At 68.6% G+C, this 16,324-nt stretch carries 14 protein-coding genes; 9 read left to right on the forward strand and 5 right to left on the reverse strand.

Translation table 11 applies throughout. The features are described from left to right. Positions 1-121: 121 nt before the first annotated feature. Complete coding sequence (locus tag BDK92_RS36955) at positions 122-1,171, reverse strand: fatty acid desaturase family protein (RefSeq protein ID WP_121161000.1); 1,050 nt, start codon at positions 1,169-1,171, stop codon at positions 122-124. A 113-nt stretch (positions 1,172-1,284) separates the two neighbouring features. Between BDK92_RS36955 and BDK92_RS36960 the strand changes: the two genes are divergently transcribed. Together BDK92_RS36960 and BDK92_RS36965 are read left to right on the forward strand one after the other, a co-directional pair. After that, complete coding sequence (locus tag BDK92_RS36960; protein ID WP_170208892.1) at positions 1,285-2,586, forward strand: sensor histidine kinase; 1,302 nt, start codon at positions 1,285-1,287, stop codon at positions 2,584-2,586. After that, the gene (locus tag BDK92_RS36965; RefSeq protein WP_121162880.1) at positions 2,538-3,173 is read left to right on the forward strand and encodes a LuxR C-terminal-related transcriptional regulator; all 636 of its coding nucleotides are present in this window, start codon (positions 2,538-2,540) and stop codon (positions 3,171-3,173) included. The genes BDK92_RS36960 and BDK92_RS36965 overlap by 49 nt, the downstream gene beginning before the upstream one ends. Positions 3,174-3,394: 221 nt before the next feature. Here the strand turns inward: BDK92_RS36965 and BDK92_RS39940 are convergent, their stop codons facing one another. Next, complete coding sequence (locus BDK92_RS39940) at positions 3,395-3,622, reverse strand: hypothetical protein (RefSeq protein WP_211349506.1); 228 nt, start codon at positions 3,620-3,622, stop codon at positions 3,395-3,397. 5 nt (positions 3,623-3,627) lie between these two features. Between BDK92_RS39940 and BDK92_RS39945 the strand changes: the two genes are divergently transcribed. Next, the gene (locus BDK92_RS39945) at positions 3,628-3,852 is read left to right on the forward strand and encodes a hypothetical protein (RefSeq protein ID WP_211349507.1); all 225 of its coding nucleotides are present in this window, start codon (positions 3,628-3,630) and stop codon (positions 3,850-3,852) included. Between the two features lie 246 nt (positions 3,853-4,098). On the opposite strand, the gene BDK92_RS36975 is transcribed toward BDK92_RS39945, so the two are convergent. Both BDK92_RS36975 and BDK92_RS36980 read right to left on the reverse strand, forming a co-directional pair. Next, a complete protein-coding gene (locus BDK92_RS36975; protein WP_147457270.1) occupies positions 4,099-4,671 on the reverse strand; it encodes a hypothetical protein in 573 nt (190 codons plus the stop codon). 156 nt (positions 4,672-4,827) lie between these two features. Further along, complete coding sequence (locus BDK92_RS36980; protein ID WP_147457271.1) at positions 4,828-8,001, reverse strand: AfsR/SARP family transcriptional regulator; 3,174 nt, start codon at positions 7,999-8,001, stop codon at positions 4,828-4,830. A gap of 435 nt (positions 8,002-8,436) precedes the next feature. Here BDK92_RS36980 and BDK92_RS36985 point away from each other — a divergent pair, with 435 nt between their 5' ends. From BDK92_RS36985 to BDK92_RS37010, 6 genes are all read left to right on the forward strand, one after another. Further along, positions 8,437-9,984 (forward strand): FG-GAP repeat domain-containing protein, encoded by a 1,548-nt coding sequence (locus BDK92_RS36985; RefSeq protein ID WP_121161005.1) that lies wholly within the window; start codon positions 8,437-8,439, stop codon positions 9,982-9,984. Positions 9,985-10,176: 192 nt separating this feature from the next. Then, entirely contained in the window at positions 10,177-11,580 is a 1,404-nt protein-coding gene (locus BDK92_RS36990) for an FAD-dependent oxidoreductase (RefSeq protein WP_121161007.1), read from the forward strand. A gap of 1 nt (position 11,581) precedes the next feature. Beyond that, on the forward strand, positions 11,582-11,815 hold the full coding sequence (locus BDK92_RS36995) for a hypothetical protein (protein ID WP_121161009.1): 234 nt from the start codon (positions 11,582-11,584) through the stop codon (positions 11,813-11,815). 692 nt (positions 11,816-12,507) lie between these two features. Then, the gene (locus tag BDK92_RS37000; protein WP_147457272.1) at positions 12,508-13,323 is read left to right on the forward strand and encodes a hypothetical protein; all 816 of its coding nucleotides are present in this window, start codon (positions 12,508-12,510) and stop codon (positions 13,321-13,323) included. 2 nt (positions 13,324-13,325) lie between these two features. Beyond that, positions 13,326-14,195 carry a hypothetical protein gene (locus BDK92_RS37005; protein WP_121161013.1) on the forward strand — a complete coding sequence of 290 codons (870 nt, stop codon included), beginning with the start codon at positions 13,326-13,328 and terminating at the stop codon, positions 14,193-14,195. 178 nt (positions 14,196-14,373) lie between these two features. Beyond that, positions 14,374-14,700: a hypothetical protein gene (locus BDK92_RS37010; RefSeq protein ID WP_211349508.1), complete on the forward strand. Its 327-nt coding sequence runs from the start codon at positions 14,374-14,376 to the stop codon at positions 14,698-14,700. Positions 14,701-15,069: 369 nt separating this feature from the next. Here BDK92_RS37010 and BDK92_RS37015 read toward each other — a convergent pair whose 3' ends face one another. Next, the gene (locus BDK92_RS37015) at positions 15,070-16,323 is read right to left on the reverse strand and encodes an iron-containing alcohol dehydrogenase (protein WP_121161015.1); all 1,254 of its coding nucleotides are present in this window, start codon (positions 16,321-16,323) and stop codon (positions 15,070-15,072) included. Between the last annotated feature and the right edge of the window lies 1 nt (position 16,324).

Raw genomic sequence — 16,324 nt, forward strand, 5'->3', positions numbered from 1 at the left:
CTCCGGTATCTAGTTAGGAATCGCGCCATTCACATCGTTACCGTCCACGGGACAGCCCGCGATGACCGAACGCCGGGCGGGGCGCGGATGGCTTCTGAGCTTCGGCCGTAGCCAATCGACGTCAGTTGGCGAGACCGGCTCGGCGATTCGCGTGTTCGGCGCGGGCCGGGGCGCCGACCTGGTGCAGGTATTGCAGGGCTTGACGGTAGGAGGTGATGAGGCTGGTTTGTTCGTAGGCGACGCCGATTTCGGCGCAGTACGCCTGCACGATCGGCTGGGCCTTGCGCAGGTTGGGGGTCGGCATGGCGGGGAACAGGTGGTGCTCGATCTGGTAGTTCAGGCCGCCCAGTGCCGCGTCGGTGAGCCAGCCGCCGCGGACGTTGCGGGAGGTCAGTACCTGCTTGCGGAGGTAGTCCTCGTCGCCGGTCGGGTGCGGCATGCCTTTGTGGTTGGGTGCGAACGTCATGCCGAGGTAGACGCCGAACAGTGCCTGGTGTATGAGCAGGAACGCGATGGCCTGTAACGGTGAGAGGACGACCAGCAGCGCGGACAGATAGCCGACGGCGTGCAGGATCAACAGCGCGGATTCCAGGCCGCGGCGCTTTACGGTGCCGTTGCGCAGCGCCTTGATGCTGGACACCTTCAGGTCGATGGCGAGCAGGGTGAGGAGCGGGAAGAACAGCGCGGCCTGGTACCGGGTGATGAAGCCCTTCAGCCCGCGCCGGCCCAGGGCCGACTTCGTGGCCCAGATGAGTACCTCGGGCGCGACATCCGGGTCGAGGTCGTCGTGGTTGGGGTTGTTGTGGTGGCGGGTGTGCTTGTCCATCCACCAGCCGTAACTCATCCCGACGCCAAGATTCCCGGCCAGCCGTCCGGCGAATTCACCGGGGCGTTTGGTGCGGAACACCTGGCGGTGCGCCAGGTCGTGCGCCACGAGCGCGACCTGGGTGAACGTGACGGCGAGGAACGCGGCCGTCACCAACTGCCACCAGGACGAGCCGATGAGGAAGAACGCGGTCCAACCGCCGAGGAGCATGAGCGCAACGACGCTGAGCCGTACCCCGTAGTAAGCAGGTCGGCGCTGCGTCAGTCCCTCCCCGCCGATCCGCCGGGACAGGACGGCGAAGTCGCTTCCTGTCGGTGTCCGCGAGGGCGTCATGGTGATCGTCATGTTTCTATCAAACCGCTTCACGCCTGAACCGTCAGGAGCGCTACGCCCTCCAACGCGGTGGGGCTAGCACCACCACTGAATCGTCAGTCCGTGGGCACAATATGACCGTGGACATGCGCGGTACCGGTGAACGGTTGGGCCGATGGGCCTGGCGCGGTGTGCGCTCCGTGCTCAGCGGCATGGCCGGAATCGGTCTGGCGTTCACCAACATTCCGCTGCTTGCCGTGTCGGCTGTCGCGTTGGCCCTGACTCCGGTGCCGTTCCTCGGTCTGGCGCTGGTGCCTTGGACGATGACGCTTGTCCGGAAGCGTGCCGATCTCGAACGCAGACGTGCCTCACGGACGGGCGTCCTTGTGACACGCCCGTACCATCCGGCCCCGGAGCGGGCCGGGGCTGGCAGTTGGCCACGTTTCCGGTGGGCTGTGACGGACCCGGCGACCTGGCGTGACCTTGCCTGGCTCGTGCCCGGAGCGGTCGTCGGGTTCACGCTTGGGACGATCTGTGTCGTGGTGCCGTTGTATGGGCTCGCGGGCCTGACGTTGGCGCCGTTGTGGGTCTGGCTCGGCACCGGCTGGTACGGCTACGGCGCAACGTGGTCCATCGACACGTTGAGCGACGGCCTGCTCTGCCTGCCGCAAGGCGCCGTCATCTTCGCCGCAGGCCTGTGGGCAGCGCCGTGGCTGCGCCGCGTCGACGCATACTTCGCGCGGCTTTTCCTCGCGCCGACCAGGGCCGCCGAACTCCGGCTGCGCGTCACGCAGCTGACGGTGACACGTGCTGACACGATGGGCGCCCAGGCGGCGGAGCTGCGCCGCATCGAACGCGACCTGCACGACGGCGTCCAAGCGCGCCTCGTCTCGCTCGGCATGGTGATCGGTCTCGCCGACGAACTGATCGACCGGAACCCGAAGGCCGCCCACGACCTGCTTGCCGAAGCGCGTGAGTCCAGCGGCCTGGCGCTCGTTGAGCTGCGACACCTGGTACGCGGCATCCACCCGCCGGTGCTCGCCGAACGTGGGCTCGGCGGTGCGATCCGTGCGCTGGCGCTCAGCCTCCCGGTGCCGATCATGGTCGACACCGACCTTCCCGGCCGGCCCGACGCACCCGTGGAGTCCGCGGCGTACTTCGCCGTCGCCGAGTCCCTGACCAACATGATCCGGCATAGCCGGGCCCGTGCCGGATCGGTGTCGTTACGGCATGCGGACGGTGTGCTGACAATGGTCGTCACGGACGACGGCGCAGGGGGTGCCGACCCCGCCACCGGCACCGGTCTACGCGGTATCGAACGCCGTCTCGCCGCGTTCGATGGCACGATGGCGCTGTCGAGCCCGTCTGGGGGGCCGACCGTCATCACCATGGAGTTGCCGTGCGCGTTGTCATCGCCGAGGACCATGCCCTCCTCCGTGACGGACTGACCCGACTCCTACAGGCATTCGACTTCGACGTCGTCGCAGCGGTCGACAACGGCCCGGCCCTGTTGCCCGCCCTGATCACACACAAACCCCAGGTGGCAGTTATCGACGTCCGCTTGCCACCGACGTTCACCGACGAAGGGTTACAGGCCGCAATCGAAGCCCGTACCGAGATGCCCGGCCTGCCGATCCTCATGCTTTCCCAGCACGTTGAACCCCTCTACGCCCGCGAACTGCTCAGCACCCCGCATGGCGGTGTCGGCTACCTCCTCAAGGATCGAGTGTCGAACGTCGGCGAGTTCGTCGATGCCGTCCGCCGAGTAGCCGGCGGCGGCACCGCTATGGACCCCGAGGTGATCTCACAACTGCTCGCCCGCCGGGAGCCACTCGCCCTGCTCACCGCCCGGGAACGTCAAGTACTCGGCGAAATGGCTGAAGGTCGCTCCAACGCGGCCATCGCCGCCAAGCTCCACATCACTGAGAAGGCCGTGAGCAAGCACATCAACAACATCCTCACCAAACTGGACATGCCTCCCTCCGACGATGACAACCGCCGAGTCCTCGCCGTTCTCGCTTACCTGAATGCCTGAACGGGTCCGTTGCGTTGTCTGGTCGGGAGAGGTGTAGCTCATCCGGGAGCAGCTCCCCGTCGCCAGTCCGCCCGCGGAGAGTCGAGATCCCGTAACGGACCTGGCCCGCGTGTCTAGTACCGCCGCGGAACGGGAAGACGGTCATCCGAGCCCCGGCGCATTCGCCCACGAAATGCGCTGGGCCGCCGCGGGCGAGGCGGTTCAACCTTCGGTAACCGTTATCAGACTGGCCACGCCAGCGGGGCGTCGGCTTGTGAGCGGAGGAAGTCGGCCCGCGTGCTGCGGGCGCGCTCGGGAGCGGGGTCGATCCCGGCCTCGTGGAGGATCTCCCAGACGGTGGACGCGGCTACCGTGATCCCGAGTACGAGCCGTTCGCGGTGCAGTCGACGATATCCCCAGCTGGGGTTTTCCCGGTACAGGCGCAGCACCAGGATGCGTATCGAGTGCACGGTCCGTGGCCGGCCCGGGCGCTTTGGTCGAGACCGCGTCGCGTGATGGTTACGAGCAGGTCGCGGTGCCAACGCAGCACGGTGTCCGGGCGTACCAGCATCTGCAATCGGCGCAGCACGTGCCGCGGCAACCGGTGCGGCAGAGCGGCCAGGAACGCCCGATCGCTCGGCTGAAACAGCGGTCGCTGTTCGCCCGGTTGCCGCTGCAGGATCGTGATCTGGTGACGTAACGCCAGGATCTCAGCATCCTTGTTCCGGTCGCTCGTCCGCAGGAGGCGCAGCATCGTGGGCGCGTTCGTCACGCCCAGGTACGTGAGTCGAAGCAGCACGGATGATTATGTTGCCTTAGCGAGCGACGGCTTGTGTCGCGCGTTCGGCTCAGGTGGCAGCCGTCGAGGTCCCGGGATGATGAGACAGCTCTCTCACCTGCTCGGATGGAGATCTCGGCAAGCGCAGGACCCATCTCGCGACCGCTCCTACCGTGAGAGTGCCGCACACGCGGTCGCGATGTCCGCCGGCAGCCCGTCGTCACCGCAGTCGAGTCCCGCTGCCGCCCGGCCGACCAAGCGCCACGTCCCACTTTCGAGGTGCAGGAAGACCTGGTCGCTGAGGATCGGATCCGAGGTCCGCGCCGGCAGCGCGATCAGCCGCGCGTACGCGTTCCGGCAGCCGAACACCTCGACCCGGTCGACGGCCACCCCGGCGGCGCGGTCGTCGACCAACGCCCTCGTCGCCGGCAGCAGCACGGCCGGCGCGCAGGACGGGTCGTCGGCCGCCGGCACGATCGGCGCCGCCGGTGCCGTGGACCGGTCACCGGCCGGTTCGGGCCGACCACCCGTACCCTGCGTGCCGCGCTGCCCGTCGGGAGCAGCCTGGGCGGGCACGTCGGGGGCGACCGTGGCGGCGCTGCCGACCGGGACCGGCGCGGGTGGCGTCGCGTCGGCGGGAGTGGTGGGGCTCCCGGTGACCACCGGAGACACCGGCCGCGCGACGGGCCGCTCGGCGGCGCGGGAACAGCCGAACATCGCACAGGTCAGGGCAATCGTCATGGCCAGTAGGGCAGCGCTGCCTCGGGTCCTCATGGTCGCCTCGCATCCTCGTCGTCTCGATCCCTGCCGAGCTGCTGCCCGGGTCTGGTCTCGACGGTAGGAAGCGCGCCTTTTCCGAAACTGAATTAAACCTTGAACGCCTGGCGGTGCCGGGTCTCAGGCGACTCCGGCCAGACTCGACCGGTCGTCCGGATCGACCGTGGCGCCGTCGCACGGACAGTTCCAGCGCAGGTGCCACCCGTCGGCTTCGGCGGACTCCCGGGTGCCCAACCGCTGGAAGGTCGACCGGGCCTCGGCCCATACGGCGTGTGCCGCGACCGGGTCGCCGCGCAGCGCGTGCACCGCGCCGAGGTCCCGGAGCGTACGCGCCTGGCCGAGGTCGTGGTCGAGTTCGCGCCAGGCGTCGTACGCGAGTCGGAGCGTGTCGTGGGCGGCGTCGAGTTCGCCGACGGCGAGATGCGCCTCGCCGATCGTCCGCTGGACCAGCGCTGCCCCCAGCCGGTCGTGCAGTCGTTGACACGTCGCGAGTGCGCGTTCGAGTGGCTCGAGGGCCCGGTCGCCCTCGCCGCGCCGCAGCCAGATCTTGGCCAACGCCTGGGAGGTGTAGCAGGCCAGGTGCTCGTCCTCTCTGCTGACGACCATGTCGTGTGCCCGGGAGCACCACAACTCCGCCGCGTCCAGGTTGCCGGCCGCCCGGTACACCAGGCCGATGCCCCGGGTCGCGATGGCCTCGCCCCGCCAGTGGCCCAGTGAGCGGTACCGGTCGATCGCCTGTTGCAGGCTGTCGATCGACCGGCTGTCGTCGCCCCGTTCCCGGTGGCAGTGCCCCAGACCGTAGAGGGCGTGGGCGGCACCGTCCTCGTCGCCGTGTCGGGCGAGCGCGACGGCGGCCGCCTCCAGCAGGGGGATCGCCTCACGGTGTCGACCCACCTCGCGCAACACCGAACCCAGCCCGTTACGCGCGGCGGCGGCACCGAGCTGGTGACCGGCCTCGTCGAAGAGCGCGATGGCGGAGGGGAAGTACCTCTCGGCCTCGGCGAACCGGTCCTCCTTGTACCGCAGCAGGGCGATGCCGCATTCGATGACGGCCTGCGCCACCCGGTTGCCCGCCTTGCGGGCGGCGCCGAGTGCCGCCGCGTGGGTCCGGTCCCAGCCGACGAAGTCGTTGCGTACCGCGAATGACGCGAAGACCAGCGCGTCGGCGAGCGCGCAGGCGGCAACGTCCATCCCCAGGTCGGCGGCCCGCTCGACCGCGGCGACCAGGCAGGGACCCTCCGCGTCGAGCCATCCGGGCCGCAGGTGGTCGGCGGCGAGGACGTACGACTCCAGGCTGACCGGTATGGGCGGCTGTCGGTACAGCGGCGGTACCGCGTGCGGAAGCCGTTCCCCGAGCCGCTCGCACAGCTCCGTGGCGGCCCGTAGCATCCGGGCGACGGCCAGGTGCAGGACCTCGTTCGTGTCCTCCCGGATGGCGCGCTCCTGGGCGTAGAGCCGTACCAGGTCGTGCATGTGGTAGCGGACGACCCCGTAGGCCGGGCCTTGGGCCACCTCGACCAGCCGTGCGTCGGCGAGCTGTTCGAGCAGTTCCTCGGTCGCGTCCACGGTCTCGCCGGTCAGGGCCGCGGCGAGCCAGTCGGCGAAGCTGGGTGAATCCATGAAACCGAGTAGCCGGAACACCCGTTGCGCGGCGGGGCTGAGGCCCTGGTAGCCGACGGCGATGCTCGCCCGTACCGCCAGGCCGTCGGTGGAGAGTTCGTCGAGTCGCCCGCGTTCGTCGCGCAGCCGGTCGGCGAGCCGGGAGATCCGCCGGTGCGGTCGGGCCGCCAGCCGCGCACCGGCGATACGCAGGGCGAGCGGCAGGCCGGCGCACATCTCGACCACCGTCGCGGCGGCCTCCGGCTCGGCCGCCAACCGCTGCGACCCGATGATCCGACTGAGCAGTGCCAGCGACTGGTCGCCGCGGAACATCCGCATCTCGAGGTGGTGCGCCCCGGGGATGGTGGTCAGCCGGGCCCGGCTCGATGCGATCAGGGCGCTGCCCCCGGCACCCGGGACGAGCGGAAGGACCTCCTCGGCGCTGACCGCGGAGTCGAGCACGATCAGGATGCGGCGGCCGCTCAGTGTGGCCCGGTACTGTCCGAGTTTCTCCTCCAGGGTGCGCAACTGCTGGACGTTGGAGACACCGAGGGCACGCAGCACCTGGTTGAGGGCACCGGCCGGGTCACCGCGCCGGCCTTCGAGCCCGACGAAGATCTGACCGTCCGGGTAGCTGTCGCGCAGCAGGTGGGCCAGCTGGATGCTCAACGACGTCTTGCCGATGCCGCCGGGCCCGGCCAGGATCAGCGGGGGTCGGGGGGCCGGGGACCGCTCCGCCCCGGCGAGCAGGGCGAGTGCCTGGGCGATCTCGGTCTCGCATCCGGTGTGGTCTGGTAGCGCGGGCGGAAGCTGGCATCCGGGTCCCCCCGGACCGGGTACGTCGTCGTCGTTCTCCCACGGGCCGGGCTCGTCAACGGGCGGTGGCACCGGCGCCTGTATCTGTACCGGGGGTGCCATGGGCTCGACGGACGCCACCGGGGGGCGCGGGGGAAGCTCGTCCCGGAGGATCTGCTGGTGGAGTTTCTGCAGCTCGATCCCGGGGTCCACGCCCAGCTCGTTGGCGAGCAACGTACGGGTACGGGCGTACTGGTCGAGTGCCTCCGCCCGGCGGCCGTTGAGGTGCAGCGCCCGCATCAGGTGCAGCACGACCGGCTCGGCGAGCGGGTTGCGCTCCAACGCCTGGCCGAGGCGGTCGGCCACCGGTCCGGGGCGACCCTGCCGCAGTTCGCTGTCGGCCCAGTCGAGCAGCACCCCCAGCAGTTGCTGCCGGAGCCCCTCCCGGACCCGGGCGGCCCAGTCGCCCGGCAGCCCGTCCAGGGGGTCGCCGCGCCACAGGTCGATGGCCTCGCGCAGCAGCCGGACCCGCTGCGGGTCGTTCGGCTCCAGTTCGTGCGCCTGCTCGGTGAGGGTGCGCAGCCGATGCAGGTCGAACCGCCCGTCCGGGGTGCCGAGCAGGTAACCGGCTGGCCGTCGGGCCAGGGTGATCGGGGCGGCGCCGACGGTGTCCGCCGTGGACAGCAGCCGCCGGATCCGGGTGATGTACGTGTAGAGGACCCCACGGGCGTCCGTCGACGCGGAGGAGTCCCAGACCCGGTCGATCAGCACCTCGGGTGGTACGCAGCGGCCGGCGTCCACGGCCAGGGCAGCCAGGACCAGTCGTTGTTTCAGCGGGCCGAGTTCGAGTGGTCCTCCCGTGCCGAGGATCTGTAGTTCGCCGAGTATCCGCAGTTCCACGGCACCGCCCCCGCGCCCGTAGGAACACCGTTCCACCGGCTTCGAGCTGCGCCGATCGAAGGTGTCAAGGATTCGTTCAGTTTCGTTACCGGCCCGGCTGCGAATGTTTTGCCACGCACCGCTCCGGTGTCACGGCCGAGCCGAATGTCACGGCCGAGCCAGGCGTCACCTGCCACCGGAGACCCTCACCCGACCTCTCCATCGAAAGGGGCCACAAGCCACAACTTCATGGGACGTCCGATCGGGAGCCGCAACGTCTGCCGCGGCTCTCCCGATGGCGTACGTCCGCGATGACTTTAGCCGCCGTGTCGATGGCAGCCAATGCGGCTGTCGTGATGCCGGCACTGGACGAAAAGCCCGATTCGATCTGCACGCATCAAACGAGCAAAGGGAGTAGCTGTGAACCATTTCGTCCGACGAGGAGTGATCCGCGCTATGAGCAGGGTCGTTGCGGGTGCCGCGCTCAGCCTGCTGACCATCGGCGCTGGGGCGCTGGTCACCACCGCCCCGGCCGAGGCGTCGACCCTCAATGGTCCGATCGGCCGCGACGAGATCCTCGACCGGGCCCAGAACTGGGTCGACCGCGACATCACGTACACCCAGACCGGCACCTGGGCCAGCGACGCCGAGGGTTCCCACACCTACCGGCGTGACTGCTCCGGCCTGGTGTCGATGGCCTGGCACCTCTCCCGCAGCTACGTCACGGGGGACTTCCAGGGCAGCAACCCGATGTGGACCACCCTCGGCAGCCTGCACGACTTCCAGCCCGGAGACGCCATGGTCCGCAGCGGACACATGGAGCTGTTCTCACACTGGAAGAACCGCAACGACCACTCCGAGGGCGCCTACGTCTACTCCTTCAACAGCGACGGCCAGACGGTCCAGAACCCGTACGCCGACAACAACGCCGGGGCGCTCGGGTTCAACGGGTGGAGCGACCTGTCGACGTACAAGCCGATCCGGCGTACCGGCCTCGACAACTCGGCCAGCGCCAGCGCCAAGGGACCGGCGCTGGCGCACGACGACGGTGGCGGCGCGATGACCATCCACCGGTGGACGTCGACCGGTTCGTCGTTCAGCCGGACCAGCGACTACACCTCCTCGGGGTCGTTCAACCTGAGCAACGTGGGGGACCGGGTCGCCTCCGGTGACGTGACCGGTGACGGGGTGGACGACATCGTGATGGCGTACCAGATCAGCGACGGTACCTTCGGGTTCTACGTGTACAAGAGCGGCATCACCTCGCTCGGCAGGTGGTACACCTCAGGGCCGTTCCACCTCGACCCGGTCGGCGGGCGTCTGGTGGTGGGTGACTTCACCGGCGACGGCAAGGCCGAGCCGGCCCTGGTACGCGACGACGGTGACGGCACCATGACCATCTACCGGTGGACGTCGACCGGTTCGTCGTTCAGCCGGGCCACCGACTACTCGTCGACGGGGTCGTTCAACCTGAGCAACGTGGGGGACCGGGTCGCCTCCGGTGACGTGACCGGTGACGGGGTGGACGACATCGTGATGGCGTACCAGCTCGCTGACGGAACCTTCGGCTACTACGTCTACAAGAGCGGACTCAGCTCGCTCGGCCAGTGGTACACCTCCGGCCAGTACAACCTCGGTCCGGTCGGCGGGCGTCTGGTGGTGGGAGACTTCACCGGCGACCGCAAGGCCGAGCCGGCCCTGGTGCACGACGACGGCGACGGTGCCATGACCATCCACCGGTGGACGTCGAACGGCTCGTCGTTCAGCCGTACCACCGACTTCACCGCACCCTCGTTCACCGTCAGTCAGGTGGGCAACCGGGTCGCCTCGGGTGACGTGACCGGTGACGGGGTGGACGACATCGTGATGGCGTACCAGCTCGCTGACGGAACCTTCGGCTACTACGTGTTCAAGAACGGCGTCAGCTCGCTCGGCCGCTGGTACACCTCCGGCCAGTACAACCTCGGCCCGGTCGACGGGCGCCTCGTCCTCGGCAACTGGTGACCACGACCACGCGACCCGCACCCACCCCGGGCGACCACACCGGTCCCCGGGGTGGGTGCCGTGTTGCCCGTCGTCGTGCGGTGCGGTGCGGTGGATCCAACAGCCGGCCCGGACCGGGCCGGTGTGTGAATCTCCGACGGCTCTGCCCCATGCTGGAGGAGTCAACGTCGGACGATCCCGCCGGAGGTTCATGTGCCACGGTCCGATGCGAAGGTCTTCGCCAGCATCAGTGCCGATGGTGACCCGACGGCTCCGTCAGTCATTCTCGGACGGGCCGTTGTGCTCGGCGGTAGCGTCGGGGGCCTGCTGGCTGCCCGGGTGCTCGCCGACTACGCCGAACGTGTCGTGATCATCGACCGGGACGAGTTGACCGCTGCCGGCGCCGCGCGGGTGGGCGTACCGCAGGGGTCTCAGATACACGCCCTGTTGCCGGCGGGTCGGGCCCAGCTGGAACGGTGGTTTCCGGGATTCTCCCAACAGGCCGTGGCCCGTGGTGTGTACGTCGCGTCCGCCGATGTACGCCGCACCTACCTCGACGGTCGGCTCAAGGTGCGGGGTTCGGATGTCGCCGTACTCTCCGCGAGCCGACCGTTCCTGGAGAGCCTCATCCGCGGACGTACGCTCGAGTTGCCGAACGTGGAGGTGGTCAGGGGGCGGGTCACCGGCCTCGACCTCAGCGCCACAGCGGTCACCGCGGTGCGCTACGAGTCCATGGACGGTCCCGGTGTCGAGGCCGCCGACCTTGTCGTCGACGCGACGGGACGATCCAGCAGGCTTGGTGACTGGCTAGCGCGGGGTGGTTGGGAGCGGTTGCCACTGACCCGGATGACCATCAACATCAACTATGCGACGGCGACGTTCCGGCGTGCCGAGAGCGAGCCGGCGCTCGGCACCGTACTGGCCATCTGCAGCCCCGGGGCTTCCGGGGACATAGCCGGTGCGATGTTCACCGCGATCGAGGGCGACCGGTGGATGGTCATGATGGGCGGCTACGGCGACAGCCAGCCGGGCCGTACCGCCGAGGATCTCGTGCGGCGATTGCGCGAGGACTTCCCGCCGGAGTTCCGTGGGGTGGTCGAGAGCGAGATGCTCGGTGAGGTCGAGACCTACCGCCAGGCCGACAGTCGGCGACGGGACTTCCACGCGCTGGAACGGTTCCCGGCCCGCCTGGTCAGCGTCGGCGACGCGGTCTCGTCGTTCAACCCGATCTACGGCCAGGGGATGACGTCGGCGGCGCTGCACGCGTCGTGTCTGGCCAGGTATCTGAGTGCTGAGCCGGACCTCTCCGTCGCGGCCAGGGAGTTCTTCGCGCTGCAACGGGTCGTCGTGGACGCAGCCTGGGGCATCTCGACCTCCGCCGACCTGTCCCGGCCGTCCGTGTCCGGCCCCTATCCCCGTGGCTACCGGATATCCAGTTGGGTCGGCAACCAGATCCAGGAGGCGTCGGTGACCGATCCGACGGTCGCCCGACGGTTCGACGCCGTGACCCAGATGGATCGTCACCCGAGCTATCTGGCGACCCCGGGTACGGTGTTGCGCGCGATCCGCGCCAACTGGCGGGCACGGCGGCGCGCCGGGCATCCCCACACACCCTGACGTGCGCGGTCAACCCGCCCGGCTGATCTTGACGGCGCCCCGAGCGCCCCATGCGCGGCTCGCGATCGGCTGGCGGGCCTGGGAACCGGGATACGCCGAGTTCCTCGCCGACGAGCAGGAGCCGGTCGGGATCGGCTTCACCCGCTTCCAGGCCCAGATCCACGCCTGGCGACACCAGGCCACCCACCGTGGCGACCTCCTGCCGGAGCAAGAAGCTACGTGCCTGGTGTTCTGAAGGAATCCGTGATCTGCCAATTGATCATCCTCTACCGATCCGGGTCCCGTGGTGCTCCGTGGCACGTCGACCTCCAGCGGACGATCAATCCGGGTTCAAAACGCCACCCTGCAACGTGGAGGCGATGATCGATGGCCCGCGATCAGCCAGACCGTCCGTCGCCTCATCCGGGCAGGGTCTCGTTCGCCGGCAGTAACGCCGCACCTCCAACTCAGCAGACTGACGCCAAACCCATACACCCTCTCGTGGTCATTCCGCGCCGATCGGGCTCGGTACCAGCGCTTTTCCTGGGTGACCGAATGATCGCCGGGAGCCTGTTTGTCGACGGCCGGCTCGCTGTTGTGAAGGATCAATATAATGCGGGGCGCGTCATCCTAATTGCGATCTTGAGGTGATCACGCGTGCCATCCTCTGTGCCTGAGCCCTCGCCAGGTCGACGTACGCCGCAGAGTCGGGCTGCACAGGTCAGGCCAAGGAAGCGTGAGTCGGAGGACCGAGAACAGGAGTCGCGGCCATCGGATCGTCGACGTTCCGGGGCACGAGAACCAGGTTCCGCTGCAGGGCCGACAAAATCCTCTGACGAGTCTCGCCCGCCCGCCGCCAAGGACGGCGACTCTGTGTCGGATGAGCAGCAGGATGGGGCGCAGCCCCGTTCCTCACGACGGACCCTTTTCCTGAGCATGGGGGCCGCGGTGGCGAGTGGACTGATCGGCGCGGTGATCGCCGAGGGAGTCGGTCGGTTCACCTCTCCGGGGCAGGCGGTGCGCGACGATCTCGCGGTCGATCAGGCAAAGCGGGAGCTGGCTCGGCAAAAGGCCCCGATTTCCGCCAACGCCTACTACTACGACCGTTCGGACGATGCCAGGCTGTGGCTGTTTCCGCAGCCACTTGGCGCCGACCAACGTGGACGGCTGCTGACTCCCGGGCTCGGCAGCTACCGCTTTCCGGACGAGATGCTGCAGACCGGGAATGGCATCTTCGCCGTACTCGGGACCTCGCCTGAACACCCGAACCGGCTGTTCACCCGGATCCGGCTGTCCCTGGTCGGCCAGGGGGCCGAGCCCGTGTTCGTCACCCAGATCCGGGCCAGGGTGACACGTCGTGACCAGCCGCCCGCCGGTGCGTGCCTATTTCGGGGCTCGCAAGGGGAAGGGGAACCCCTGGAGATCGGCTTCGACCTGGACGAGCCCGACAGCGTCGCCCGGATCCGTGAGCCCGGCGACGCCAACCTCGGTGTGGCGTACATGGACCGACATTCGGTCACTCTGTCACCCGGCGAGCCGCTCAGCATCGACGTGCAGGCCCAGACGGAACGGTCGTACTGCGAGTGGGTGGTCGACCTGGACCTGGCCCTCGGCAGCGAGAAACGGGTCATCACGGTCGACGACAACGGCCGGCCGTTCCGCAGCACCAACCTGGCGGCCCACTACCAGGAGCGGTACTACACGCATGTCACCGACGGTTGGACCCCGGACGGCGCGGGTCCGTTCGCCGGGCGGATCGACTGATCATGAGCCGCCGCCTACGCCGAATCCTCGTTGTCTGGGTGCTGCCCGCGGTGCTGGTCTTCACCGCCGTGTACACGCTGCGAACAAACGGCGATCACCTACGGGGTTCTCCGCCCTCTGTCAACGGAAACTCTCCCTCCACCAATGCCCCTGCATCCGGCGATGCCGCACCGATCGCTCCTGGCCGCCCGCTGGACCTGACCGCTCCGATCAGCGGGTACGAGGGTGCCGAACCGACCTTGCTCGTCACCGAGGAAGCGGCGAGAACGATCCCGCCGGAGTACGTACGGGACTGCGCCCAGTTTATGGAATGGGCACAGCAGCAGGGCGGCATGCCGGTCAACATCAACCCGGTGCACCTGTTGTCGCTGACCGCGCGCGACCGGGTGGACGTGGAGGTGGTGCAGGTCGAGGCGGAATACGTCAGAGACGTCGAGCCTCCCGAGGAGGAACACACCTGGGTGGAGTTGAGCTGCCGTGACGCGGAACCGAGGGAATCTACCTCTCCCACCGACGCACCGGCTCCGGGCGGAGCCGACCAGGGGTCGTACCCCCTCAACGCCGGGCAGACCCTCGAACATCTGGTGAATGTTGACGAGGTGCAGCCGCCCGACTCGGGCAGGCTGGGCTGGCACGACCCGTTCGAGTACTACCTGGAGGTGGAGTTGCTTGTCGACGGCGTGCCGCAGGTGCATCGACTGGCGAATGGCAGCACCAACTTCCGATGCTGCGGACGCACGACGTTCATGGGATACCAGTCTGCCGGTTACGAGTGGACGTTGACCCCGACCCGCACGCTGCGGTACTGCGCCGAACTGCGCTACTCCGAACAGCCCCCACCCCGCACCTGCACGCCGTGGCCACCCGACTGACTGCGATCATCCGGGCGACCCGGACACGGACCGCCCGGCTCGGCGCCGCATCGAACTCCTCGCACGCGGCGCGGTCGTCCAGTCCGGGAGCCGGCCGGCCAGGGCCGACCGAACCGCGCTGGTCGAATCAGGGAGGTGGCTCGCCGGTCATCCCGCCTTCACCGGCACGGCCACGCGGATGCTGGTCAACCTCGGCCGGCTGGACAATCTGGACGAGATTGCCGCACTGTGTGCGGGTCGGCCTGTCCTCGCGATCCGCACCGCCGAACACGTCGGCGCCCGCCTGCGAGGCCTCCGCGAGTGGCCCGACCCGGCGATCCTCACCGGCACCGTCGCGCGACTGGCGGAACGCGGCGACCTCGCAGGCGGACTGTTCGCGGTGGCACTGGTGCGGCACGGCGCCAGCTTCGGTTGGAAGGCGCCGTGGCGGGATCTGCTGATCGGGCTACGCCGGCACCCCGACGCCGACGTGCGCGAGGAGGCGTACGCCATCGACATGAGCTGACCGCCGCAGCGGACCACGATTCCACCCCCCATTTACCCCTCGAAAACTCCTGTCCGACCGCAACAATCAGTGACCAAGTGGTGATCAGCCTGCTGGGCTGTCTTCGCAGGTCACTACCGGTTGTCGGCAACCGATGACATGCGGTGGGCCGTAACTGTTGGTAACAAGGGGTCGTCGGTTCGAATCCGGCCGTCCCGACAGACAAAAGCCCTGACCAGCGAAAACGTTGGTCAGGGCTTTAATCTTTATCTATAAAGTTTTGAACTTCCCCCGAAAACCCCCTCACTTACTGGGGTCGACAACCACGTTGGTCATCCGTGAGCGTCGTTGCGACGGTTTTGGCGCGGTACAGGGGCAGGGAACTCGTCGTCATGTGAAAGGCCGGTCACTATCTCTGCTCGGAGTCAGGACGTGTCGGGTCCGGTCCCCGGTCCAGGCCGCTTCGAGGATCGCGGTCAGGCTGGCGGTGTCGGTCGGGCCTGGATGGTTCTGGATCAAGCGGGTGACGCCACTGGCCATCTCCGCGAAGCGCGGGAGGTCGGCGCGTGCCACGCCGATGTCCGCCAAGGTGGGAGGGATGCCGATGTCGGCAAGGAGCCCGTCGAGCCAGGTGAGGAACGTTTCTGCGGCCTCGGCATCCGAGGCGTCGGTCACGTCGAGCCCGCACACCCCGGCGAGGATGGCCAACCGGTCGCTGATGGCATCCCTGGCCGCGTCCAGCGCGTAGGGCAGTAGCAGCCCGACGCCCAGGCCGTGCGGCGTGTGCGTGGCTGCGCCGATGGGGTACTGGAGAGCGTGCGGGGCCGCGTTGCCCGCGTGGGAAAATGCGAGCCCGGCGAGCATGGACCCATAGGACATGTCCGCGCGCGCGTCCGTGTCGCCTCCGTCCCTGACAGCACGACGCAGGCTACGGGCGATCCGCTCCGCGGCCAGGAGCGCGTAGTGGTCGGTGATCGCGTTGCGGCCGAGGAACACCTGCTCCACCGGGTCGCGCGGTCCGTGGGCCCGGGGTCGCGCGGTGTAGCTCTCCACCGCGTGACAGAACGCGTCGATGCCGGAGTGGGCGGTGACGGTCGCAGGGCAGGTGTAGGTGAGTTCGGGGTCGACGATGGCGAAGTCGGGCACGATGTGGACGCTGGAAACCCCCACCTTCAGCTCGCGGTCCGGGTCGGTCAACACCGAGACGGGTGTGAGCTCGGAGCCGGTGCCTGACGTCGTCGGGACCGCGACGAGAGGAATCGTCGGCCCCGGCACCTTCGACTCGCCGTAGAAGTCGCGCGGCGTCCCACCGTGGCGCCGGATGACGCCGACGATTTTGGCGAGGTCGATCACCGTGCCACCCCCGATGGCGAGGATCACGTTGGCGTCCATCTCGGCGGCGACCGAGACGGCCAGGGCGACATCGGCGAGTGGTACGTCTGGAGTCGCGTCGGAAAACACCTCGACGACCTCTACCTTCTCCCGCACGGCGGCCACGATTTCGGCCACGCCCGGCTGCCCCAGAAGAACCTGGTCGGTCACGATGAGGACTCGTGAGCCACTCTCGGCCACCACTCGTGGGATGTTCTGCGCGACCCCTTCGCCCACTATCAGCTGGCGTGGTCCGCGAACGGTCTCAAGCATG

Origin of the sequence: Micromonospora pisi, assembly GCF_003633685.1 — a bacterium.
Taxonomy (GTDB): domain Bacteria; phylum Actinomycetota; class Actinomycetes; order Mycobacteriales; family Micromonosporaceae; genus Micromonospora_G; species Micromonospora_G pisi.

Bases quoted from the DNA above. Each gene is read 5' to 3' on its own strand.
- BDK92_RS36975 (WP_147457270.1), bottom strand. From the start codon at position 4,671: ATGACGATTGCCCTGACCTGTGCGATGTTCGGCTGTTCCCGCGCCGCC.
- BDK92_RS37005 (WP_121161013.1), top strand. From the start codon at position 13,326: ATGAGCCGCCGCCTACGCCGAATCCTCGTTGTCTGGGTGCTGCCCGCG.
- BDK92_RS37010 (WP_211349508.1), top strand. From the start codon at position 14,374: ATGCTGGTCAACCTCGGCCGGCTGGACAATCTGGACGAGATTGCCGCA.
- BDK92_RS36960 (WP_170208892.1), top strand. From the start codon at position 1,285: ATGCGCGGTACCGGTGAACGGTTGGGCCGATGGGCCTGGCGCGGTGTG.
- BDK92_RS36955 (WP_121161000.1), bottom strand. From the start codon at position 1,171: ATGACGATCACCATGACGCCCTCGCGGACACCGACAGGAAGCGACTTC.
- BDK92_RS36985 (WP_121161005.1), top strand. From the start codon at position 8,437: ATGAGCAGGGTCGTTGCGGGTGCCGCGCTCAGCCTGCTGACCATCGGC.
- BDK92_RS37015 (WP_121161015.1), bottom strand. From the start codon at position 16,323: ATGCTTGAGACCGTTCGCGGACCACGCCAGCTGATAGTGGGCGAAGGG.